The following is a 20,392-nucleotide window of genomic DNA, read 5'->3' on the forward strand; positions in this document are numbered from 1 at the left end:
GTGGTCGCGGGGGCCCTCCGCCCGGCCAACTCTGCCCTGCGGCAAGGGGGTAGGGTCAGTGGCCCGATAGCCACGGAGTCCAAGGATCCAGCCATGCACCGCGTCGCCGTCCTGGCCGTCCCGCCCGTCAAGCCCTTCGACCTGTCCATGCCCTCGGTGCTGTTCGACGCTGCGGTCGAGGACGGCCGCCCCTGCTACACCGTCACGGTCTGCACGCCCGTGCCCGGCGTGCTGCCCGGCCACGGCGGCCTCGACGTCGTCGTCCGGCACGGCCTGGAGGCGGTCGCCGCCGCCGACACCGTCGTCGTCCCCTCCACCGCCAGCCGCCACGACGCCGACCCGGCCGCGCTGGACGCCCTGCGGGAGGCCGCCGCCGCGGGCAAGCGGATCGCCTCGATCTGCACCGGCGCCTTCGTCCTCGCCCAGGCCGGACTGCTGGACGGCCGCACCGCCACCACCCACTGGGCCCTCGCCGACGAACTGCAACGCGCCTTCCCCGCCGTCCGGGTGGACGCCGACCGGCTCTTCGCCGAGGACGGCCGGATCGTCACCGGCGCGGGCTCGGCCGCCGGCCTCGACCTGTGCCTGCACCTGATCGCCACCGACCACGGCGCGGCCGTCGCCAACCGGGCCGCCCGCGCCGCCGTCGTCACCCCCGTCCGCCAGGGCGGCCAGGCCCAGTTCGTCAGCACCCCGCTGCCCGCCCGCACCGACTCCCCGCTCGACGCCGCCCGCGTCTGGGCCCTGCAGCACCTCGACCGGCCGCTCTCCCTCGCCGACCTCGCCGCCCGGGCCCGCACCAGCGTGCGGACCCTGACCCGCCGCTTCACCGCCGAGACCGGCCTGACCCCCTTCCAGTGGCTGCTCCAGCAGCGCCTGCTGCGCGCCCGCGAACTCCTGGAGACCACCGACCTCACCGTCGACCAGGTCGCCGACCGCAGCGGCCTCGGCTCCGGCGAGTCCCTCCGCCAGCACCTGGGCCGCCACCTCGGCATGACCCCGGCCGCCTACCGCAACGCCTTCCGGCACCCCGACCGCGCCCGGGCAGCGCACCGGTGATCCGGATCGAGGCCCGGCCCGCCGGAACGGGCGCGGCCGCGGAGCCGGGACCCGCGAAGCGGCCACCCCCCCCGGTAGCGGCTCCGGGGGTGACCGCGGCGGGGACGCGCTCAGGCGGGGCGGGACGGTTCGTTCGCCCTGACCCGGCGGCCGACCCGGACCGCTCCGGCCAGGGCGGCCGCGACGGCGAGCGGGGCGAGGCAGGCTCCCCCGTACAGGGCCACCACGGGCGACCGCTGCGAACTGTCCGCGGCCGCGAGCACGAGGTTCGTCAGCCAGGGCAGGACGGCGAGGAGCACCCCGGCGGCCCGGAACCCGTCGAGGCGGCGCCCGGACAGGCGCAGCAGCAGGAGCACGGCGACCACCGTGCACTGCCAGAGCGTGAGCGTGCTGGCGCGCGACAGGAGCAGGGTGCCGAGCAGCGGGACCTCGTAGTGGAGCACCGCGATCATCGGGACCGCGATGCCCAGCGCGAGGGCGGCGGCCTCCCGCCTGCCCCGCGCCGTGGCGTCCACCAGGCCGGTCGGCGCGAGGAGGAGCAGCGCGCCGACGATCGCCGGGACGGCCGTGCAGTAGACCTGCCACAGGCTGTGCACCGGCTCCCGGAGTTGGAGGCCGATGCTGGTGAGCGCGGCGAGTGCCCCGGTGGTCCGGGCCGCCCGCCAGCGGCCCGCGAGGGCGAACGCGAGCGCAAGGAGCCAGGGCAGGCTGTCGGCCAGCAGCACGACCGCCGACGCGACGGCGTTGCCGAGGCCGAGAGCGGGGAACGGGTAGCGGATCCGGTGGACCGCGTCGTACGACTGCGCCGGGAGGAAGGCCAGAACGCGGCCGGCGGCGAGGGCGAGGGCGACGGGCGCCGCGGCCGCCAGCAGCCGGCCGGCCGGATCGGTGGGGCCGATGCGCAGCCGCAGCCGCAGGGCGTGCGAGGCGAGGTCGACGTGCTCGCGGAGCACCGCGCGCGGGGGCAGGCCCCGGGTGGTCTCGGCGAAGACGGCGGCGATGTCCTGGCCGTGGGCGGCCCGGTAGCGGCGGGGGTAGAGGCGCATCAGCAGGCGGGCGACCGGCGGTACGTCGTGGGTGCTCATGCGGGGGCTCCGTTCGGGCGCAGGCGGGCGACGGTCAGCCGGCGCTCGGCCTCGGCGGCGGCCAGGCGAAGGCGTCGGGCCTCCTCGGCCAGCACGTCCCGGCCCTGCTCGGTGAGGGCGAAGGTGCGGCGCAGTCGGCTGTCGACGAGTTCCTCGCGCTCGATCCGGACCACGCCTTCGTGGAGCAGCCGGTCGAGCGCGGTGTAGAGGGTGCCCGTACTGAGCCTGGTGCGGCCGCCGGAAATGGCCAGCACCTCCTGGATGATCGCGTAACCGTGCCGGGGGGCATCGGCCAGCGCGGTGAGCACGAGCCGGGTCGGCTCGCGGAGTTGACGGTCTGTCATGGGAGTACCTTAGGACTACTGTCGCCATATGTCGATCATTTACTTATGGCGATCGAGGGACGGTCAGCGGCGGTCGAGGTGCGGGAGGACGAACTCGTCCAGCAGCAGGCCGAGGGCCACCGCGGCCGGGACGGCGACCAGGGCGCCGACGATGCCCGGCAGGGCGGCGGCGTAGGGCACGCCGACGGCGGCGCACCACACGGCGGTGGCGAGGCCGGCGATCACGGAGGTGACCAGGTTGCCGAGCATGTAGCGGCCGGTACGGGTGAGGATCTCCTCGGTGCGCAGTCGGTCGGCCGGGCAGTAGGCCGCGGCGGGGGCGGGGCGCGGACGCGGCCGGGCCCCGGACTCCGTCACCCGCGAGGGGTGTTCGGTGTCCGGGGCCCGGGGCCTGCTCGGCCGGGCGGGCGGCTCAGCGCCGGAAGGCGTCCTTGACGTTCTCCCCGGCCTGCTTGAGGTCGCCCTTGGCCTGTTCGGTCCGGCCCTCCGCCTCCAGGCGCTCGTTGCCGACGGCCTTGCCGACGTTCTTCTTGACGGCGCCCTTGATCTTCTCGCCGGTGTTCTCGGCCTTGTCACCCATCGCCATGTCCGCCTCCCGGCTGTCGGTTCCTCGCTGACGGACGGTCGGCTGCCCCGGATCCGCCGGAAGATTCCCCCGAATGTCCGGCCCGGCCCCGGGCAGCAGAGGCCGTGACAATCGAGTCCCGGGAGGTCGTCGTGGTTCCCCTACTGCTGGTCCTGCTCCTCGCGCTGCTGCTGTTCGGCGCCGGTTTCGCGGTGAAGATCCTCTGGCTGGTCGCCGTGATCGTCCTGGTGGTCTGGCTGATCGGCTTCGCGGCCCGCGGCACGCACCCCTCCGGCGGTCGGCACCGCTGGTACCGCTGGTGACCGGTCTCCGGACCGTCGACGACCAGGGGCCCGCCGTCACCCGGCGGGCCCCTGGTCGTCCCTCCCCCTGCTCAGGGGTGTCGTCCTTCCCCCTGCTCAGGCGTTCCGCTGCTCAGGCGTTCCGCTGCTCGGCGTTCTGCTTCAGGCCGCGCGACACCAGCCAGGCGCCCGCCGCCGCGACCAGGGCCAGGCCGGTGCCGATCAGCAGGGCGCCGTGGGTGACGTCGGAGAACGCGCCGACCGCCCACGCGCCCAGGCCGGTGCCCGCGTACATGGTCGAGGTCAGCCAGGCGCTGGAGGTGGCGCGGTGGGCGGGGGCGACGCTGCCAGCCAGGGTCTGCTGGTCGGTGACGAAGGCCCCGCTCGCGGTGAACCAGACCAGCACGCCCAGCAGGGACAGCGGCAGGCCCGGGGCGCTGGTGGCGAGGGCGATGCCCGCGGCCAGCAGCAGGCCCCAGAGGGCGAGCAGCGGCAGGTCTGTGCGGCCCGCGCCGCGGGCCTTGTCGCCGAGGCGTCCGCCGATCAGCGAACCGGCCACGCTGCCCGCGCCGACCAGGACGCCGACCAGGCCGAGGGCCTGCACCGACAGGTCGAAGCGGCGGTCGAGGACCGCGCCGAGGAAGGTGTACGCGCCCAGGTTGGCCGCGTTGAAGACGGTGTTGACCAGCAGCGCGCGCCGCAGCACCGGGTCGCGCCAGCCGGCCAGGATCGCCCGGACGGCCCCGCCCGCCGCCGCGCTGCCCTGCGCGGGGGCGACCTGCCGGGTGAGCAGGGCGATCGCCGCGAAGGTGCCGATGGCGAGCGCCCAGAACGCGGCCCGCCAGCCCGCCGCCCCGGCCAGCACGCCGCCCAGCGGCACGCCGACCACCTGGCCGGTGGAGAACAGCGCCATGCCGAGCCCGAGGGCGCGGCCGCGCACCGCCTCGGGGGCGGTCTCGGCGATGTGCGCCCAGATCGCCGGTCCGGCGGCCGCGGCGGCCAGACCGGCCAGGGCGCGGGAGAGCACCAGCAGGGTGAGGTCGGTGGAGAGCGCGGCCGCCGCGTTGGACAGCACGAACAGCAGACCGCCCGCGAGCAGGGTGCGGCGGCGGCCGAACCGGTCGCTGAGCAGGCCGAGGAACGGGGCGAAGACCGCGTACACCAGCACGTAGGCGGTGACGGTGGAGGCGGCGGCGGCCTCGGTGGAGCCGATCGACTCGGCGATGGTCGGCAGCAGCGGCGAGACCAGGAAGGTCTCGGTGCCGAACAGGAACAGCAGCGCGAACACCCCGGCGTAGCGCAGCGGCCGCAGTGCCTCCGGGGCTGGCACCGTCTTGTCGGTGCGTTCGGTCAGGTCGGAGACGTCGCTCACGGCGACCACCACCTCGTCCGGTCGTCGGATCGCGCGGCGCGTCCTCGGACCGCGGACGCGTTCGGCCGCGCGCGGGGAACAGGGGCGTCCGATGCGGCCATCGTGGGCGGCGGGCCGCGGCCGCAGCCAGACAGGCGTTTGTCCTGTGACCGGGGCTCACACCCTGACGGGCCGTCAGCGTGTGCGCGGTGTGATCGGGTCGCGGCAGGGATAGAAGGGCTGCATGCGCTTTGTTCCGGAGTCGGTGGCCGCGGTGGTGCGTCGCGGAGCCAGGGATGCGTTCGTCGTGCAGACGGTGCGGGCCACCGTCGCGGCGACGCTGTCGTACGTGGTGGCGACCTGGCTGAGCAGTGAACCGGTGCCGCTGACCGCGCCGCTGACGGCGCTGCTGGTGGTGCAGGTGACGGTGTACTCGACGCTGACCACCAGCATCCGGCGGGTCAACTCGGTGGTCGTCGGGGTGCTGATCGCCATCGGCTTCTCCACCGTGGTGGGGCTGTCCTGGTGGAGCCTGGGGCTGATCATCCTGGCCTCGCTGGTGGTCGGCCGGTTCGTCCGGGTCGACGAGTTCGTCCAGGAGGTGGCGATCAGCGCGATGCTGATCCTCGGCGTCTCGCAGGTCACCACCCAGGCCTGGGACCGGGTGCTGGAGACGGTGATCGGCGCGAGCGTCGGCCTGCTGTTCAACCTGGTGATAGCGCCCCCGGTGTGGATCGACACGGCCGGCGAGTCGATCGAGGACCTGGCCCGCCGGGCCCGCCACCTGCTGCTCGGCCTGGCCGAGGAGCTCGGCCGCCCCGTCCCGGTCGAACGGGCCGCCGAACGGCTGTACGAGGCACGGCGGTTGGACCAGGCGATCAGCGAGGTCGACGGGGCGCTGCGCCAGGCCGAGGACAGCCTGCGGCTGAACCCGCGGATCAGCGAGGGCCTGCTCTCCCGGCTGGTGCTGCGCACCGGGCTGGACACCCTGGAGATCTGCGTGGTCGTCATCCGGGTGATCGCCCGTTCGCTCACCGACCTGGCCAAGCGGCGCGGCCCGGGCGAACGGCTCTTCCCCGACGACGTCGCGGTGGCCCTGGAGGAGCTGTTCGAGCACGTCGGCGGGGCGCTGGTGAGCTTCGCGGTGCTGGTCACCACCCAGGTCAGCCGCAACGCCGAGGAGGCCGAGCAGCGGCTGGCCGCCGAACTCGCCGCCGCCTGGTCCTGCCGGGAGAACGCCGCCCAACTGCTGCTCCGCCGCGTCCAGGAGAGCCCGGAAGCCTGGCAGTTGCACGGTTCGCTGCTCGCCGAGGTCGACCGCATCCTCGACGAGCTCGACCTCGAACACCGCGGCCGCCGCCTGATGGAGGAGCTCGACCGCGCCTCCGTCGCCAACCGCGACCGCTTCTCCCGCTTCTCCCGCCTGCGCCGCCTGGCCCGCGGCGAACGCCTGCGCCCCCGCCGCCTGCGCCGCCCCCGCCGGGAGGCCGCCTGACGGTGGCCGCCATTGGGCCGTCGGGGGGAAACGTCGTACCGGTTCGGGTGTGTTGCGGCGAGCCCCCGAACGGGGCCGAGGACTCTCTGGAGGGTGCCGGCAGCGCGCCGGCCCGTCCCCCGTCCCTCTCCCCCCGGAGCTCCCATGGCCCCCACCCCTGCCGGACGGCACCTGCTGTCCCTGCGCGTCGCCGCCCTCGCCGGCGCCGCCGCGCTGCCGCTGGCCGCGTTCGCCGCCCCCGCGTACGCCGCGCCCGGCGACAACGGCGACGTGAAGATCCACGAGGTCGGCACCCCGACGGACGACCAGAGGGACCAGCCGAAGGTCTGCTCCTTCTACCTGGACGCCTTCGACTTCGACACCGTCCAGCAGGTGACCTGGCACATCGACCAGCAGCCGCCGACCGGCACCGCCACGAACCTGCGGACCGGGCAGATCACGCTGGTCACCGGCCACGGCTTCACCCCGCCGGTGCTGCCGCAACTGCCGGACGGCCACTACGAGTTGTTCTGGAACTTCGCGGGCGAGAACGGCGCCGCCAAGCACAAGGTGTTCACGGTCGACTGCTCGGGCGTCGGCACCAGCCCCTCCCCGTCGCCGAGCGCCAGCGGCTCGCCCTCGCCGGCCGGCGGCGGCACCTCGCCGTCCCCGTCCCCCTCCTCGTCCACCTCCCCGTCGCCCGGCACCTCGCCCTCCGGCCCGGGCGGCTCCGGCGGGCCGAGCGCGGGCGGGCCCGGGCGGACGCCGCAGGGCGGGGTCGCGGCCGGGGCCGGCGGGTCCTCGCGGGACTGGAACCCGGCGGAGGTCACGGTCGGCGCCGCCCTGGTCGCCGGGGCCGGCTACCTGGTCGTGCGCCGGCGCCGCCGTTCCCGCCGTTGAGCCGGACCGCGCGTCGGCGCGCCCGCGGTGCCGCCCTGTTGCGGGTCGGCACCGCGGGCGCCGCCCTGCTGTGCGGCGTCTGGCTGGTGGACGACGGGCTGACCACCAGCCGGCCCCCGGCGCCCGCCCCGCCGGAGACCGTCACCTCCACCGCGGCCCCCGCCTCCTGCTGCGCGTGCCCGTCGTCCGTCCCGTGCCCCGCCTCACGCCCCGTCAGGGGCGCGGGGAACTGCGCGGGATCGGCAGGCGAAGACACAGCGCCCTCCGACTCCTGCCCCGTCCCCTGCTGGGCGTGCTCGTTGCCCACCGGGGTCAGTAGCGGTCGAGCAGGTCCGCCGCCGTCGGCAGCTTGGCCGGGGCCCGCGGCGGGAGCGGCTTGGCGCTCGGGACGGCGGCCGGCTCGGCGAGGGTGTCGCCCGCGGCCTGGAGCAGCGGCAGGGCCAGCACCGCGGAGACGCCCTCGCCCATGGTGACGCCCGCCTCGTGCAGCGGTGCCAGGGTCAGCCGGTCGTACGCCTTGGCCTGGGCGGGCTCGCCGGTCAGCGCGGAGGCGCGCCACCACTCGGGGGCCCGGAAGGCGATCCGCTGGGCGACCAGCGCGCAGGCCGCCGAGACCACCCCGTCCAGTACGACGGGCAGCTTGCGGACGGCGGCCTGCAGCAGGAAGCCGGTGATCGCGGCGAAGTCGGCGCCGCCGGTCGCGGCGAGCAGCGCGAGCTGGTCGCCGAGCACCGGGCGGGCCCGGCGCAGCGCGTCGCGGATGGTGGCGCACTTGACCATCCAGGTCCGGTCGTCGACGCCCGAGCCGCGGCCGGTGACGGCGGCGGCGTCGGTGCCGCACAGCGCGCCGATCAGTACGGCGGCCACCGTGGTGGAGCCGACGCCCAGGTCGCCGAGCAGCACCAGGTCGGTGCCGGCGTCGGCCTCCTCGTCGGCGACGGCCATGCCGGCCCGGAAGGCGCGGGCGGCCTCCTCGGCGGTCAGCGCGTCCTCGACGTCGATCCGGCCGGAGCCGCGGCGGACCCGGTGCCGGACGACCTCTTCGGGGAACTCGTTCGGGTCGGCGTCCACGGCGATGTCGACCACTCGGACGTCCGCCCCGTAGCGGCGGGCCAGCACGGCCACCGGCGCGGTGCCGTCGAGCGCGGCGCGGACCCGGTCGGCGGTGCCGCCGCGGGGCTGCAGGGTGGAGATGCCGAGCGAGGCGACGCCGTGGTCGGCGGCGAACAGCAGCACCCGGGCGCCGGTCAGCGGGCGGATCGGCGCCTCGCCCTGGGCGGACGCCAGCCAGGCCCCCAGCTCCTGGAGCCGGCCCAGGCCGCCGCGCGGCACGGCCAGTTGCTGCCAGCGCTCCTCGGCGCCGCGTCGCGCACCCTCGTCGGGCCGCTCGACGAGCGAGGAGAAAGTGTCGAGATCCACGGTGGTGTCCATCGGTCGGCAATCTACACGGACACCGCTTTGATGGTCAGCACCTGTCCGGCGACCACCAGCAGCACCTGCTCGGAGGCGTCGGCCACCGCCATGTTCAGCCGCCCGAGGGTGTCCCGGAAGCGCCGTCCGGCGGCGGTGGCGGGCACCACGCCCATCCCGACCTCGTTGGAGACCGCGACCACCTCCCGGGCGGTCCCGGCCCAGGCCGCGGCCAGGGCCGCGCAGCGCTCCTCGACCGCCCGCTGCCCGCCGTCCAGCCAGACCTCGTCCTCCCAGGCCCGGTGCTCGTCCATGACCGCGGTCAGCCACAGCGCCAGGCAGTCGATCAGCACCGGCGCCCGGTCGCGGTCGTCGGCCAGCACCGCCTCCAGCTCGCAGGTCTCGGCGGTCCGCCAGGTCTCCGGCCGCCGGGCCCGGTGCAGGTCGACCCGCCGGGCCCAGTCGGCGTCGCCGTCCCGCCGCCCGGAGGTGGCCACGTACAGCACGTCGGAACGGTCGGCGAGCAGCCGCTCGGCATGGGTGGACTTGCCGGAGCGGGCGCCGCCGAGGAGCAGGGTGCGGGGGAGTGCCATGCGATCATCCTGCCGGACGGAGCTTCGCCCCCTCGCGGGGTGGGCACGCTACCGTCACGATCCCAGTGGCACGATTCGCGGAGGAGCCCGGCATGGTGTGGACCTGGCGGTACGAGAAGAGCGACGGCACCGTGGTGGAGCCGGCGAACGGCGCCGAGGAGTTCTCCAGCCAGGGGGACGCCGAGTCCTGGATCGGCGAGGAGTGGAAGGCGCTGCTGGAGGACGGGGTGGACCGGGTGGTCCTGGTCGAGGACGGGCGGGACGTCTACCCGATGAGCCTGCACGAGGCCTGACGCCCCGTCAGCGCCCCGCCCCCGGCGTCACTTCCCGGCGACGACGTGCAGCAGCGCGGCGACCTGCCGGTACGGGTCCTGCCGGCCGGCCCGCTCCTCGGCGTCCAGCAGCTGGGCGAGCTGCCGGCCGTCGACCGGGGCGGCCTCGTCCGGCATGGTGTCGGTGAACACCCGCACCCCGTACCAGTGCCGGACCGGGACGGCGAAGCCGGCCAGCGTGCCGGAGAGCTCGGCGAGCCGGTCGGCGCGGGCGGGCAGGCCCAGGCGGTTGGTGTAGCGGGTGGAGTCGAAGGCCTCCTGGCAGGCCCGCCAGTCGCCCATCAGCCCGGTCCGCATGGCCAGCGCGTCGCCGTTGCGGACCAGCAGCGAGAGCAGCCCGCCGGGGGCCAGGATCCGGGCCACCGAGGCCAGCATCGGGTCCGGGTCCGGCAGGTACATCAGGGTGCCGTGGCAGAGCACCAGGTCGAAGCTGCGCGGCCCGAACCAGCGCCCGACCTGGTGGCCGTCGCCGGTGAGCAGCTGGACGCGCTCGCGCACCTCCGGGGGCTCGGCGGACAGCGCCTGCTGGGCCAGGCCCAGGGTGGCCGGGTCCGGGTCGATGCCGGTGACGAAGTGACCGGCCCGGGCCAGCCGCAGCGCCTGGGTGCCCTCGGCGCAGCCCACGTCCAGCACCCGCAGCGCGATGCCGCGGGTGAGCTGCTCGGCGAGCTGGCGGGTCACCAGCTCGTGGCGGACCAGGTTGTGCAGCCCGCCGTGCCGCTCCAGCCACTCGCCCGCCCCGCTGTGGTACGGCCCGCCCCGGGCCGGCAGCCGTCCGTGCCGCCCCTGCGGCGCCCCGTACCCGTGCTGTGCCGGTACGCCCGGTGCGCCGAGGGCCCCGACCGGCTGCTGCGCGGGCGGGGCCCAGTACGGCGGGACGGCTTCCGCGGTCAGGGCCGCTCGCCCCGCTTGACCATCGGCTTGGGCAGCCGCAGCCGGCGCATCTGCAGGGTGCGCATCAGGCCGTACATGACCGCGCCGCGGGTGTTCTCGTTCGGGAAGCGGGTGGCCAGGCCCTTGCGCAGCTGGAGGCCGATCCGGACGAAGTCCAGGATGACCACCACGAAGAAGACCATGAACAGCAGCGTGGAGAGCAGCTGCAGGTAGTTGACCTTGGTGATGCTGAGCACCAGCACCACCACCGCGTACGGCAGGAAGAACTCGGCCGCGGCCCAGCGGGAGTCGATGAAGTCGCGGACGTAGCGCCGCACCGGGCCCTTGTCGCGCGGCGGCAGGGCGCGCTCGTCGCCCTCCAGCAGCGCGGTGCGCTGCTTCTCGCGCTCCGCGCGCATCCGCTCGCGGGCCTGCTTGGCGGCCTCCTTGCGGTCCTTCGGGACGGAGACCCGGGTCTTCCGGTGGGCCTCGGCCTCACTGCGCTTGGGCGTGGGCCGGCCCTTGGGAGCCTGCGGGTCGCGGGCCTGCTTCTCGGCCTCCTTCGTCAGCGTGACGGTGGAGGAGGAGGCGGCGGATTCATCAGAGCGGCGTCGAAACACACTCCCAGCGTACGGGTTGACCGGCGGCTTTCCGGCGCGCCCCCGGACGCGAACCGATATCGATCCTGAGGACGATGCCGAACGGCCGTCCGCCGTAGCAGCATTGTTGCAGGCTGGTGCACTGCGCCGGGGACCCCGCCGCGCATACACTCGACCTGTCACGAGACGCAAACCCAGGCCCGAAGAAGGGGGCTATCGAGGCCCATGAGCGACGGAATCATGAAGCGTATGGGGCTGATCTTCCGCTCCAAGGCGAACAAGGCCTTGGACCGGGCGGAGGACCCGCGCGAAACGCTCGACTACTCCTACCAGAAGCAGCTGGAACTGCTGCAGAAGGTGCGCAGGGGCGTCGCCGACGTGGCCACCTCCCGCAAGCGCCTGGAGCTCCAGCTGACCCAGCTGCAGCAGCAGTCCTCCAAGTACGAGGACCAGGGCCGCAAGGCGCTGTCCCTCGGCCGCGAGGACCTGGCCCGCGAGGCGCTCAGCCGCAAGGCCAACCTGCAGTCCCAGATCACCGACCTGGAGACGCAGTACCAGGCCCTGCAGGGCGAGGAGGAGAAGCTCACGCTCGCCTCCCAGCGCCTCCAGGCCAAGGTGGACGCCTTCCGCACCAAGAAGGAGACCATCAAGGCCACCTACACCGCGGCCCAGGCGCAGACCCGGATCGCGGAGTCCTTCTCCGGCATCTCCGAGGAGATGGGCGACGTCGGCCTGGCGATCCAGCGCGCGGAGGACAAGACCGCGCAGATGCAGGCCCGCGCGGGCGCGATCGACGAGCTGCTGGCCTCCGGCGCGCTCGACGACGCCAGCGGCCTCGGCCGCAAGGACGACATCGAGGCCGAGCTGGAGCGGGTGGCCGGCGGCAGCGACGTCGAGCTGGAGCTGGCCCGGATGAAGGCTGAGCTGACCGGCGGCACCCCCGCCTCCCAGCCGCAGGCGATCGAGCAGGGGAAGAACGACACCCCGCCGCCGACCATCAACTACAACAAGTAAGCCCGGCAGCAGGGGAGACGCACCAGCATGATCATGCGGGTCTTGGGTGAGGGGCAGTTCGAGGTCGCCGAGGGTGACCTGAACCGGCTGAACCAGCTGGACGACGAGCTGCTCCAGGCCGTCGAGGCAGGGGACGAGGCGGCCTTCCGGGCCGCGCTCGGCAGCCTGCTCGCGGCGGTCCGTGAGGTCGGCACGCCGCTTCCGCCGGAGTCGCTGGAGCCGTCGGACCTGATCCTCCCGGACGCCGAGGCGTCCTTGGAGCAGGTCCGCGAGCTGCTGCGGGACGAGGGCGACGGCCTGATCCCCGGCCTCCCGGAGTAGTTCGGGCGCCACACGTGACGAGAGGGCGGGCACCCCGGAAGGGGTGCCCGCCCTCTTGCCTTGCGCGCCGCCTGACCCCGCGGGCGCGGGGCGAATCGTTACGGCAGGGCCAGCATCCGGTCCAGCGCGGCCTTGGCGTGCTTCTCGGTCTCGGCGTCCACCGTGATCACGTTCGGCACCCGGCCCTCGACCAGCGACTCCAGTGCCCACACCAGGTGCGGCAGGTCGATCCGGTTCATGGTCGAGCAGAAGCACACGGTGCGGTCGAGGAAGACGACCTCCTTGTCCGGGTGCGCCTTGGCCAGCCGGCGGACCAGGTTCAGCTCGGTGCCGATCGCCCACTTCGAGCCGGGCTCGGCGGCGTCCAGCGCCTTGATGATGTACTCGGTCGAGCCCACCAGGTCGGCGGCGGTGACCACCTCGTGCTTGCACTCCGGGTGCACCAGCACGGTCACGCCCGGGATCCGCTCGCGGACCTCGTTCACCGACTCCACGCTGAACCGGCCGTGCACCGAGCAGTGCCCGCGCCACAGGATCATCTTCGCGTTCCGCAGCTGCTCGGCGGTCAGCCCGCCGTTGGGCTTGTGCGGGTTGTAGAGCACGCACTCGTCCAGCGAGATGCCCATCTCCAGCACCGCGGTGTTGCGGCCCAGGTGCTGGTCCGGCAGGAACAGCACCTTCTCGCCCTGCTCGAAGGCCCACTCCAGGGCGCGCTTGGCGTTGGACGAGGTGCAGATGGTGCCGCCGTGCTTGCCGGTGAACGCCTTGATGTCGGCCGAGGAGTTCATGTACGACACCGGCACGGTGGCGTCCGCGACGCCCGCCTCGGTCAGCACGTCCCAGCACTCGGCGACCTGCTCGGCGGTGGCCATGTCGGCCATCGAGCAGCCGGCCGCCAGGTCCGGCAGGACGACCTGCTGGCGCTCGGAGGTGAGGATGTCCGCGGACTCGGCCATGAAGTGCACGCCGCAGAACACGATGTACTCGGCCTCCGGGCGGGCCGCCGCGTCCCGGGCCAGCTTGAAGGAGTCGCCGGTGACGTCGGCGAACTCGATGACCTCGTCGCGCTGGTAGTGGTGGCCCAGGATGAAGACCCGGTCGCCGAGCTTCTCCTTCGCGGCGCGGGCGCGCGCCACCAGGTCGGGGTCGGAGGCGGCGGGCAGGTCGCCGGGGCACTCCACGCCGCGCTCGCTGTTCGGGTCGGCCTCCCGGCCGAGCAGCAGCAGGGCGAGCGGCGAGGGCGCGGGGTCGGTGCCGTAGGTCTCGGTGGTGGTGGTCACGGGCGGCTGCCCTCCTGGTGCGGCCGGATCAACACCAGCCTTCTCGTCTATCTGACGCTATCTATGATAACCGGTTGTCGTCAGTCTGACGATGGCCGTTCTGTCGATGTGACGAGAACCGCTCACCGGGATGGAGGCTTCCGACGCGAGGACCCGCCTCCCCGTCCGGTTGGCTGGACCCATGAAGGCAATCGTGATCAACCGCTACGGCGGCCCCGACGTGGTCGAGTACACCGAACTCCCCGACCCGAAGGTCGGCCCGGACACCGTACTCGTCCGCACCCGCGCGGTCGGCGTCAACCCCGTCGACTGGAAGATCCGCGAAGGGCACCTCGACGGCGTCCTCGACTCCCACTTCCCGCTGGTCATGGGCTTCGACCTGGCCGGCGTCGTCCAGGCCGTCGGCGGCGCCGTCACCGAGTACGCCCCCGGCGACGAGGTGATCGGCTACGTCCGCAAGGACGTCATCGAGAGCGGCACCTACGCCGAACTCGTCTCCGCCCCCGTCCGCACCCTGGCCCGCAAGCCCGCCGCGCTCGACTGGGCCGAGGCCGGCGGGCTGCCCACCGCCGGGCTCACCGCCCAGCAGGCCCTGGTCGGGGCGCTCGGACTGCGCCGCGGCGAGACCGTGCTGATCCACGCCGCGGCCGGCGGCGTCGGCTCGGTCGCCTGCCAGGTCGCCACCGCCCTCGGCGCCCGGGTCATCGGCACCGCCGGCGAGCACAACCACACCTTCCTGCGCGGCCTGGGCGTCGAACCCGTCCAGTACGGCCCCGGCCTGGCCGACCGGGTCCGCGCGCTGGCCCCCGACGGCGTCGACGCCGCGCTCGACCTGGTCGGCGGCGACGCCGTCGAGGTCTCCCTCGGCCTGGTCGAGGACCCCGCCCGGATCGCCTCCGTGGTCGACTACACCGTCACCGCCCGCGGCGGCCGCTACGTCTTCACCCGCCCCGACCCCGAGGACCTCGCCACCGTCGCCCGGCTCGCCGAGGACGGCCTGCTCACCGTCCCCGTCGCCTCCACCTTCCCGCTCAGCCAGGCCGCCTCCGCCCAGGCCCTCAACGCCGAGGGGCGCACCCGCGGCAAGATCGTCCTGCTGGTGGACTGACCGGACTCCGGCCGTCCGCGACAATGGGGCCCGCAGAGTCGTTCCTCCCACGGCTCACCACCCTCACCCGCACCACCGTGGAGCCCCGCCATGAGCGAGCGCAGCGAGCGCAGCATCGAGAAGCGCGCGCGTGCGAAGCGCCTGCCGAGCGAAGCGAGGCGGGTCGCATGAGCACCCCCAGGCCGCCCGACCTCGGCCAGGCGGCGCTCGACGACACCGACCGCCTGCTGCTCGAACACCTCAGCCGCGACGGCCGCGCCTCCTACGCCGAGATCGGGCTGCTCACCAACCTCTCCGCCACCGCCGTCCGCCGCCGGATCGACCGGCTGCGGGCGCGCGGCGTGGTCCGCGGCTTCACCGTCGTCCTCGACCCCGCCCTGCTCGGCTGGCGCACCGAAGCCTTCGTCGAGGTCTACTGCCGCGCCCGCACCTCGCCCGAGGAGCTGCTCGCCTCGCTGCGCCAGTTCCCCGAGGTTGCCGCCGCCTGGACGGTCACCGGCGACCCCGACGCCCTCGTCCACCTGCGGGCCGCCGACACCCGGCACCTCGAAGCCGTCATCGAACGCATCCGCAAGGAGCCCGGCGTCCAGCGCAGCCGCTCCTCCGTGGTCCTCTCCCAACTCATCTGACCCGTCCGACGCAGCTTTCCTGCGCGACCCCGTCCGAACACGCAGGAAACCGGCCCCCGACGGCCGCGTTCCGACGCGCGCCCGCCCACCCCCGCTGCCTACGCTGATCATGCCCCCAGCCCCGCCCGCAGCGAAGAGGACACCCGTGTACGCAGCCCCCGACCGCATGCACAAGCCGGACAACGAGCTGGTCGACCTCGTCTTCGACTACATGCGCGAACGGCTGCAGTACGACCCCGTCCCGCTCGACCACCCCGGCGACGGCGCCCACCTGCGCGAGGCCCTGGCCGGGCTGCTCAACGACCACGGCAACGACCCCGCCGACGTGCTCAAGCTCTACGACCACGAGCTGTCCCGCGCCGTCATCTCCGCCGACAGCCCGCGCTACCTCTCCTTCATCCCGTGCGCCCCCACCAAGGCCGCGCTGCTCTTCGACATGGTCGTCTCCTGCGCCTCCCTGCAGGGCATCTCCTGGCTGGAGGCGGCCGGCGCGATCGCCGCCGAGAACCAGGTGCTCCGGCTGATAGCGGACCGGGCGGGCCTGCCCGCGAGCGCCGGCGGCACCTTCGTCTCCGGCGGCTCGGCCGGCAACCTCTCCGCGCTCGTCGTCGCCCGCGACACCGCCCGGCGCCGCCTGGGCGTCGGGCCCGGGGCCCGGCTGCGGATCGCCGTCGCCGACCAGGTGCACTCCTCGGTCAAGAACACCTTCAACATCATCGGCGTCGAGCCCTTCCTCGTCCCCGCCGTCGACCGCCGCCTCACCGGCGCCGCCCTGCGCGCCGCCCTCGCCGCCGACCCGCACCCCGAGACGGTCATCGCCGTCGTCGGCACCGCCGGCACCACCAACGAGGGCATCGTCGACGACCTGGCCGGCATCGCCGAAGTGGCCCGCGCGCACGACCTCTGGTTCCACGTCGACGGCGCCTACGGCGGCGCGGGCCTGTTCGCCCCCTCCGTCCGCCACCGCTACGACGGCATCGAGCACGCCGACAGCTTCGTCGTCGACCCGCACAAGTGGCTGTTCGCCCCGTTCGACTGCGCCGCCCTGCTCTACCGCGAACCGCGCCTGGCCCGCGCCGTGCACACCCAGGACGCCTCCTACCTGGACGTCCTGCACACCGAGGGCGACGAGTGGAACCCCACCGACTACGCCTACCACCTCACCCGCCGGGCCCGCGGCCTCCCGCTCTGGTTCTCGCTCGCCGTGCACGGCGTCCAGGCCTACACCGACGCCATCGAGACCGGCCTGCGCCTGGCCCGGGACACCGCGCAGCTGATCCGCGACACCGAGCACCTCGAACTGCTCCACGACCCGCAGCTCTCCGCCGTCTGCTTCCGCCGCACCGGCTGGACCCACGACGACTACTACCGCTGGTCCCGGCAGCTGCTCGCCGACCAGGTCGGCTTCGTCACCCCCACCGGCTGGGACGGCGAGACCGTCGCCCGCTTCGCCTTCCTGCACCCGGGCACCACCATGGAGATGGTCCGGGAGATCCTCGACACCATGGCGTAGGCCCTACAGGTACCCGCCGTTGGGGACGTACGGCGCCGGCGGGCGCATCCCGCGCAGGGCCAGGTAGCCGCGGGTGGACAGGGACAGCCCCAGGTCGAGGCCGACGTCCACGGCCCACTCCTGCTCGGCGGTCAGGAAGGAGACGCTCGCCTCGGTGCCCACCGGCACCCGGGCGAGCGCCTCGCGCAGCAGGCGGGCCGCGATCCGCTTGGAGGTCGCGGCCAGCAACTGCACGGTGCCGCCGTCCCGGTAGCAGTAGCCGGTGCCCGCCAGGGTGTCCGCGACCAGCAGCTCCTCGAAGTGCGCCAGCATGAACGGGTGGTCCGGCCCGTGCGCCGCGCCGCGCACCCGGCGGTCGACCGAGTCCAGCAGGTGCAGGTGCGTCGCGTTGCCCGCGTGCACCGGGATGTCGCCCGGGTCCAGCAGCCGCTCCCGGTCCACCTGCCCGGTCAGCCGCATCGCGGGGTGCAGCGTGAACCCGGCCGCCCGGTAGCGCCGCGCCGCCGCCGGGGACGGCGAGGCGCACAGCATCCCGCGCAGGCAGCCCCGCCCGTACCCGGCGGCCCGCTCCAGCAGCAGCCGGCCCACCCCCCGGCCCTGCGCGGCGGGCAGCACGACGAACAGCGGCAGCACCCAGACGCCCTCGCGGCGCAGCGACAGCGCCACCCCGACGGCCTCGCCGTCCTGCTCGGCGATCCAGCACCCCTCCGGGTCCGTCACCGCGAGGTGCCGGGCCCGGGCCAGCGCCCTGATCCGGTGGACCTCGTCGCCGGGCCGGTCGGGGTCGTCCCGGGGCCGGCCGTCCAGGTCGCGGAACGCGGCGCGGGAGACCCGCTGGACCGCCTCGGCGTCCTCGGCGGTGTCCTTGAGCTGACGAATGATCACCCGTCACATCCTGCTGCGCCCGCCGCGCGGGCGGTAGCGGTTTGCCGAAGCGGGCGGTGACCCGTCGGGCCCGGTGTGCGAGCATGGGGTACGTGGGGGAGTGGGCGACGAAAAATGTCCCCCGAACGCACCACCTCCCGGAAATGAATCCGGGGGGCCGCTGGTTGGCACTGGCGGATCACAGTCGTCACAGACCGGGAGTAAGCATGACCGTCCAGGACGAGACCACCGTCGAGAGTGGCATCCTCCTCACCGAGGCCGCTGCGGCCAAGGTCAAGGGCCTGCTGGAGCAGGAAGGCCGCGACGACCTCTCGCTGCGCGTCGCCGTGCAGCCCGGCGGCTGCTCGGGCCTGCGCTACCAGCTGTTCTTCGACGAGCGTTCGCTGGACGGCGACGTCGTCAAGGACTTCAACGGCGTCAAGGTCGTCACCGACCGGATGAGCGCCCCCTACCTGGGCGGTGCCACGGTCGACTTCGTGGACACCATCGAGAAGCAGGGCTTCACCATCGACAACCCGAACGCCACCGGCTCCTGCGCCTGCGGCGACTCGTTCAGCTAGGCCTCGCTCCGAGGCCCGGCGCGCCGAGGGCGGCTCCCCCAGCACGGGGGAGCCGCCCTCGCGGCGTTCCGGGGGCGGCGGGTCAGCGCGGGTCGCCGCCCGCGATGCCGCTCTGCACGGGCAGCTGCTGGCCGGTCGCGGTGTCCACCACGCCGCCGCCGGTCATCGGCGTGGGCAGCGTGACGGTCGCCTCCTGCTCCTTGATCAGCTGCGGGCAGGCCTTGCCCGGCTCGGCGGTCTTGGTGACCACCAGCCGCAGCTTCACCACCGGCGGGGCGTCCTCCTCCAGCCGGACCCCGTACTTGTCGCAGATCCCGGCGGTGAAGAACACCGTCAGCTGGGTCGGGCTGTCCTGCCGGTAGCCGGTCGCGGGGATCTTCACCGCGGTCGGCGGGCGCTCGCCGACGGCTATCCCGGGCGTGGTCGGCTGCCCGGCCGAGGGCTGCGGGCTCGCCTCGGCCGGGGCGGAGGCCGTCCCGCCGGTGCCGGGGCTGGGGTGCGCGCCGGTGCCGGGGTCGGGGCTGGCGCTGGCGGACGGGCTCGCGGACGCACTCGCGGACGGCGAGGCGCTGGCGGTGGCCGTGGCGGGCGAACCCGAGCTGCCGCACGCGGTCAGCAGGCCGGCCGCGAGGGCCGCGCCAGCCAGCGCGGCGGCGGCCCGGCGCGCGTACGGGGCCTTGGTGGAGACGGCTGCGGTGCTGTCGTCCATGATCTGCGTTCCTCCCGAGGGTCGTGCGGCGCCGCGGTGAGCGGTACCGCGCCGGTTTGACGTGCCCCGGAGGAAACCGGTTCCGCTACCCGCCGTACTCCGGCATGGCCGCCACCAGCCGGCGCGCCTCCACCGGCACCCGCACCCCCGTCGCGGCCGGCGCGGCCACCGCCGGGACCGGCCCGGCGACCGGCCAGAAACGGCCCAACCGGCGCGAGGAGTCCAGCAGTTCGGCCAGCGTCTCGGCCTCGGATTCGTCGGAGCGGCGGGCCGACAGCCACCCGGAGGAGTGATCGATCACCATGCGGAACACCTGCTCCGATCGCCGTGCCGCGGCCACGGTGCCGCGGACTGGACGGGGGCCGCGTCCGGCCCCCGTACTCGTGACCCTAGGCCGCCCCCGGGCCGGAAGACAGCCCTACCGCTCGGTAGCACCCGGTCGGGCCGGTACCGTGGGTGGGTTGTTGCCCCCAGCTCCGGCCACTGCCGGGCCGCCAGAGGAGACCCCGTGCGCATCGCCGTCGCCGGCTCGATCGCCACCGACCACCTGACGACCTTCCCCGGGCGTTTCGCCGACCAGCTGGTGCCCGAGCAGCTGCACACGGTGTCACTGTCCTTCCTGGTCGACACCCTGGACATCCGCCGCGGCGGGGTGGGCCCGAACATCGCCTTCGGCATGGGCGTCCTCGGCCTGAACCCCGTCCTGGTCGGCGCGGCCGGCGGCGACTTCGCCGAGTACCGCAGCTGGCTGGACCGGCACGGCGTCGACACCCACTCCGTGCACATCTCGGAGACCCGGCACACCGCCCGCTTCATGTGCACCACCGACCAGGAGCACAACCAGATCGCGTCCTTCTACACCGGCGCGATGGCCGAGGCCCGCAACATCGAGCTCCAGCCGATCGCCGACCGGGTCGGCGGCCTCGACCTGGTACTGATCGGGGCGGACGACCCGGCCGCGATGGTCCGGCACACCCAGGAGTGCCGCACCCGCGGCTACGCCTTCGCGGCCGACCCCTCCCAGCAGCTGGCCCGCCTGGAGGGCGAGGACATCCGGGAGATCGTCGACGGCGCGGCCTACCTCTTCACCAACGAGTACGAGGCGGCGCTGATCGAGTCCAAGACCGGCTGGTCGGCGGACGAGATCCTCCGGCGGGTCGGCACCCGGGTCACCACCCTCGGCCCCAAGGGCGTCCGGATCCAGCGCCTCGACGAGCCCGACATCCTGGTCGGCTGCCCGGCCGAGGAGCGCAAGGCCGACCCGACCGGCGTCGGCGACGCCTTCCGGGCCGGCTTCCTGGCCGGCGTCTCCTGGGACCTCGGCCTGGAGCGCGCCGCCCAGATCGGCTGCATGCTCGCCACCCTGGTGATCGAGACCGTCGGCACCCAGGAGTACGAGCTGCGCGGCGGCCACTTCCTGCAGCGCTTCGAGACGGCCTACGGCCCCGAGGCCGCGGCCGAGCTGCGCGGCAAGCTCAGCCTCTAG

General features: G+C 74.3%; 25 protein-coding genes. 12 read left to right on the forward strand and 13 right to left on the reverse strand.

All coding sequences use genetic code 11. The features are described 5' to 3' along the window. The first annotated feature begins 93 nt into the window (after positions 1–93). Complete coding sequence (locus IH44_RS0119710; RefSeq protein ID WP_030460942.1) at positions 94–1,059, forward strand: GlxA family transcriptional regulator; 966 nt, start codon at positions 94–96, stop codon at positions 1,057–1,059. A gap of 110 nt (positions 1,060–1,169) precedes the next feature. Here IH44_RS0119710 and IH44_RS42910 read toward each other — a convergent pair whose 3' ends face one another. From IH44_RS42910 to IH44_RS43685, 4 genes are all read right to left on the reverse strand, one after another. After that, positions 1,170–2,144 (reverse strand): hypothetical protein, encoded by a 975-nt coding sequence (locus IH44_RS42910; RefSeq protein ID WP_030460943.1) that lies wholly within the window; start codon positions 2,142–2,144, stop codon positions 1,170–1,172. After that, positions 2,141–2,488, reverse strand: a complete 348-nt coding sequence (locus IH44_RS0119720) for a PadR family transcriptional regulator (protein ID WP_030460944.1) — start codon at positions 2,486–2,488, stop codon at positions 2,141–2,143. Before IH44_RS0119720 ends, IH44_RS42910 begins: the two co-directional genes overlap by 4 nt. Positions 2,489–2,551: 63 nt before the next feature. Further along, positions 2,552–2,845 carry a hypothetical protein gene (locus tag IH44_RS0119725; protein ID WP_030460945.1) on the reverse strand — a complete coding sequence of 98 codons (294 nt, stop codon included), beginning with the start codon at positions 2,843–2,845 and terminating at the stop codon, positions 2,552–2,554. Between the two features lie 55 nt (positions 2,846–2,900). Continuing rightward, the gene (locus IH44_RS43685; protein WP_030460946.1) at positions 2,901–3,074 is read right to left on the reverse strand and encodes a CsbD family protein; all 174 of its coding nucleotides are present in this window, start codon (positions 3,072–3,074) and stop codon (positions 2,901–2,903) included. Between the two features lie 131 nt (positions 3,075–3,205). Between IH44_RS43685 and IH44_RS0119735 the strand changes: the two genes are divergently transcribed. Then, positions 3,206–3,376 carry a hypothetical protein gene (locus IH44_RS0119735; protein WP_030460947.1) on the forward strand — a complete coding sequence of 57 codons (171 nt, stop codon included), beginning with the start codon at positions 3,206–3,208 and terminating at the stop codon, positions 3,374–3,376. A gap of 112 nt (positions 3,377–3,488) precedes the next feature. Here IH44_RS0119735 and IH44_RS0119740 read toward each other — a convergent pair whose 3' ends face one another. Then, positions 3,489–4,727, reverse strand: coding sequence for an MFS transporter (locus IH44_RS0119740; protein ID WP_157852399.1), 1,239 nt, complete (start codon positions 4,725–4,727; stop codon positions 3,489–3,491). A 223-nt stretch (positions 4,728–4,950) separates the two neighbouring features. Between IH44_RS0119740 and IH44_RS0119745 the strand changes: the two genes are divergently transcribed. Further along, complete coding sequence (locus tag IH44_RS0119745) at positions 4,951–6,201, forward strand: aromatic acid exporter family protein (RefSeq protein ID WP_030460949.1); 1,251 nt, start codon at positions 4,951–4,953, stop codon at positions 6,199–6,201. Positions 6,202–6,345: 144 nt separating this feature from the next. Beyond that, positions 6,346–7,080: a hypothetical protein gene (locus IH44_RS0119750; RefSeq protein WP_030460950.1), complete on the forward strand. Its 735-nt coding sequence runs from the start codon at positions 6,346–6,348 to the stop codon at positions 7,078–7,080. A gap of 312 nt (positions 7,081–7,392) precedes the next feature. Here IH44_RS0119750 and IH44_RS0119755 read toward each other — a convergent pair whose 3' ends face one another. Continuing rightward, positions 7,393–8,511 carry a nicotinate-nucleotide--dimethylbenzimidazole phosphoribosyltransferase gene (locus IH44_RS0119755; RefSeq protein WP_030460951.1) on the reverse strand — a complete coding sequence of 373 codons (1,119 nt, stop codon included), beginning with the start codon at positions 8,509–8,511 and terminating at the stop codon, positions 7,393–7,395. 11 nt (positions 8,512–8,522) lie between these two features. Further along, positions 8,523–9,083: a bifunctional adenosylcobinamide kinase/adenosylcobinamide-phosphate guanylyltransferase gene (gene cobU, locus IH44_RS0119760; RefSeq protein ID WP_051817084.1), complete on the reverse strand. Its 561-nt coding sequence runs from the start codon at positions 9,081–9,083 to the stop codon at positions 8,523–8,525. Positions 9,084–9,175: 92 nt separating this feature from the next. On the opposite strand from cobU, the gene IH44_RS0119765 reads away from it, so the two are divergent. Next, entirely contained in the window at positions 9,176–9,376 is a 201-nt protein-coding gene (locus IH44_RS0119765) for a hypothetical protein (protein WP_030460953.1), read from the forward strand. Between the two features lie 27 nt (positions 9,377–9,403). On the opposite strand, the gene IH44_RS0119770 is transcribed toward IH44_RS0119765, so the two are convergent. Both IH44_RS0119770 and IH44_RS0119775 read right to left on the reverse strand, forming a co-directional pair. Continuing rightward, positions 9,404–10,096, reverse strand: coding sequence for a bifunctional 2-polyprenyl-6-hydroxyphenol methylase/3-demethylubiquinol 3-O-methyltransferase UbiG (locus IH44_RS0119770; protein WP_030460954.1), 693 nt, complete (start codon positions 10,094–10,096; stop codon positions 9,404–9,406). A 209-nt stretch (positions 10,097–10,305) separates the two neighbouring features. Next, complete coding sequence (locus IH44_RS0119775; protein ID WP_030460955.1) at positions 10,306–10,908, reverse strand: DUF3043 domain-containing protein; 603 nt, start codon at positions 10,906–10,908, stop codon at positions 10,306–10,308. A gap of 204 nt (positions 10,909–11,112) precedes the next feature. Between IH44_RS0119775 and IH44_RS0119780 the strand changes: the two genes are divergently transcribed. Together IH44_RS0119780 and IH44_RS0119785 are read left to right on the forward strand one after the other, a co-directional pair. Further along, positions 11,113–11,901 (forward strand): PspA/IM30 family protein, encoded by a 789-nt coding sequence (locus IH44_RS0119780; RefSeq protein ID WP_081966988.1) that lies wholly within the window; start codon positions 11,113–11,115, stop codon positions 11,899–11,901. A gap of 27 nt (positions 11,902–11,928) precedes the next feature. Beyond that, a complete protein-coding gene (locus IH44_RS0119785) occupies positions 11,929–12,222 on the forward strand; it encodes a hypothetical protein (RefSeq protein WP_030460957.1) in 294 nt (97 codons plus the stop codon). A 98-nt stretch (positions 12,223–12,320) separates the two neighbouring features. Here the strand turns inward: IH44_RS0119785 and nadA are convergent, their stop codons facing one another. Next, entirely contained in the window at positions 12,321–13,502 is a 1,182-nt protein-coding gene (gene nadA / locus IH44_RS0119790) for a quinolinate synthase NadA (RefSeq protein ID WP_030460958.1), read from the reverse strand. Between the two features lie 181 nt (positions 13,503–13,683). Here nadA and IH44_RS0119795 point away from each other — a divergent pair, with 181 nt between their 5' ends. The 3 genes from IH44_RS0119795 to IH44_RS0119805 all read left to right on the forward strand — a co-directional run bounded on the left by IH44_RS0119795 (position 13,684) and on the right by IH44_RS0119805 (position 16,752). Next, the gene (locus IH44_RS0119795; RefSeq protein WP_030460959.1) at positions 13,684–14,610 is read left to right on the forward strand and encodes an NADP-dependent oxidoreductase; all 927 of its coding nucleotides are present in this window, start codon (positions 13,684–13,686) and stop codon (positions 14,608–14,610) included. A 167-nt stretch (positions 14,611–14,777) separates the two neighbouring features. After that, on the forward strand, positions 14,778–15,239 hold the full coding sequence (locus IH44_RS0119800; RefSeq protein WP_051817085.1) for an Lrp/AsnC family transcriptional regulator: 462 nt from the start codon (positions 14,778–14,780) through the stop codon (positions 15,237–15,239). A 145-nt stretch (positions 15,240–15,384) separates the two neighbouring features. Further along, positions 15,385–16,752 (forward strand): pyridoxal-dependent decarboxylase, encoded by a 1,368-nt coding sequence (locus IH44_RS0119805; RefSeq protein WP_107066579.1) that lies wholly within the window; start codon positions 15,385–15,387, stop codon positions 16,750–16,752. Positions 16,753–16,755: 3 nt separating this feature from the next. Here the strand turns inward: IH44_RS0119805 and IH44_RS0119810 are convergent, their stop codons facing one another. After that, on the reverse strand, positions 16,756–17,637 hold the full coding sequence (locus tag IH44_RS0119810) for a GNAT family N-acetyltransferase (RefSeq protein ID WP_030460962.1): 882 nt from the start codon (positions 17,635–17,637) through the stop codon (positions 16,756–16,758). A gap of 206 nt (positions 17,638–17,843) precedes the next feature. Between IH44_RS0119810 and erpA the strand changes: the two genes are divergently transcribed. Further along, positions 17,844–18,197: an iron-sulfur cluster insertion protein ErpA gene (gene erpA / locus IH44_RS0119815; RefSeq protein ID WP_030460963.1), complete on the forward strand. Its 354-nt coding sequence runs from the start codon at positions 17,844–17,846 to the stop codon at positions 18,195–18,197. Between the two features lie 82 nt (positions 18,198–18,279). Here the strand turns inward: erpA and IH44_RS0119820 are convergent, their stop codons facing one another. After that, the gene (locus IH44_RS0119820) at positions 18,280–18,906 is read right to left on the reverse strand and encodes a hypothetical protein (RefSeq protein ID WP_030460964.1); all 627 of its coding nucleotides are present in this window, start codon (positions 18,904–18,906) and stop codon (positions 18,280–18,282) included. A gap of 85 nt (positions 18,907–18,991) precedes the next feature. Further along, positions 18,992–19,210 (reverse strand): hypothetical protein, encoded by a 219-nt coding sequence (locus IH44_RS0119825; protein WP_030460965.1) that lies wholly within the window; start codon positions 19,208–19,210, stop codon positions 18,992–18,994. A gap of 204 nt (positions 19,211–19,414) precedes the next feature. Here IH44_RS0119825 and IH44_RS0119830 point away from each other — a divergent pair, with 204 nt between their 5' ends. Continuing rightward, entirely contained in the window at positions 19,415–20,392 is a 978-nt protein-coding gene (locus tag IH44_RS0119830) for a carbohydrate kinase family protein (RefSeq protein ID WP_030460966.1), read from the forward strand.

Source organism: Kitasatospora sp. NRRL B-11411 (assembly GCF_000721345.1).
Classification (GTDB): domain Bacteria; phylum Actinomycetota; class Actinomycetes; order Streptomycetales; family Streptomycetaceae; genus Kitasatospora; species Kitasatospora cineracea.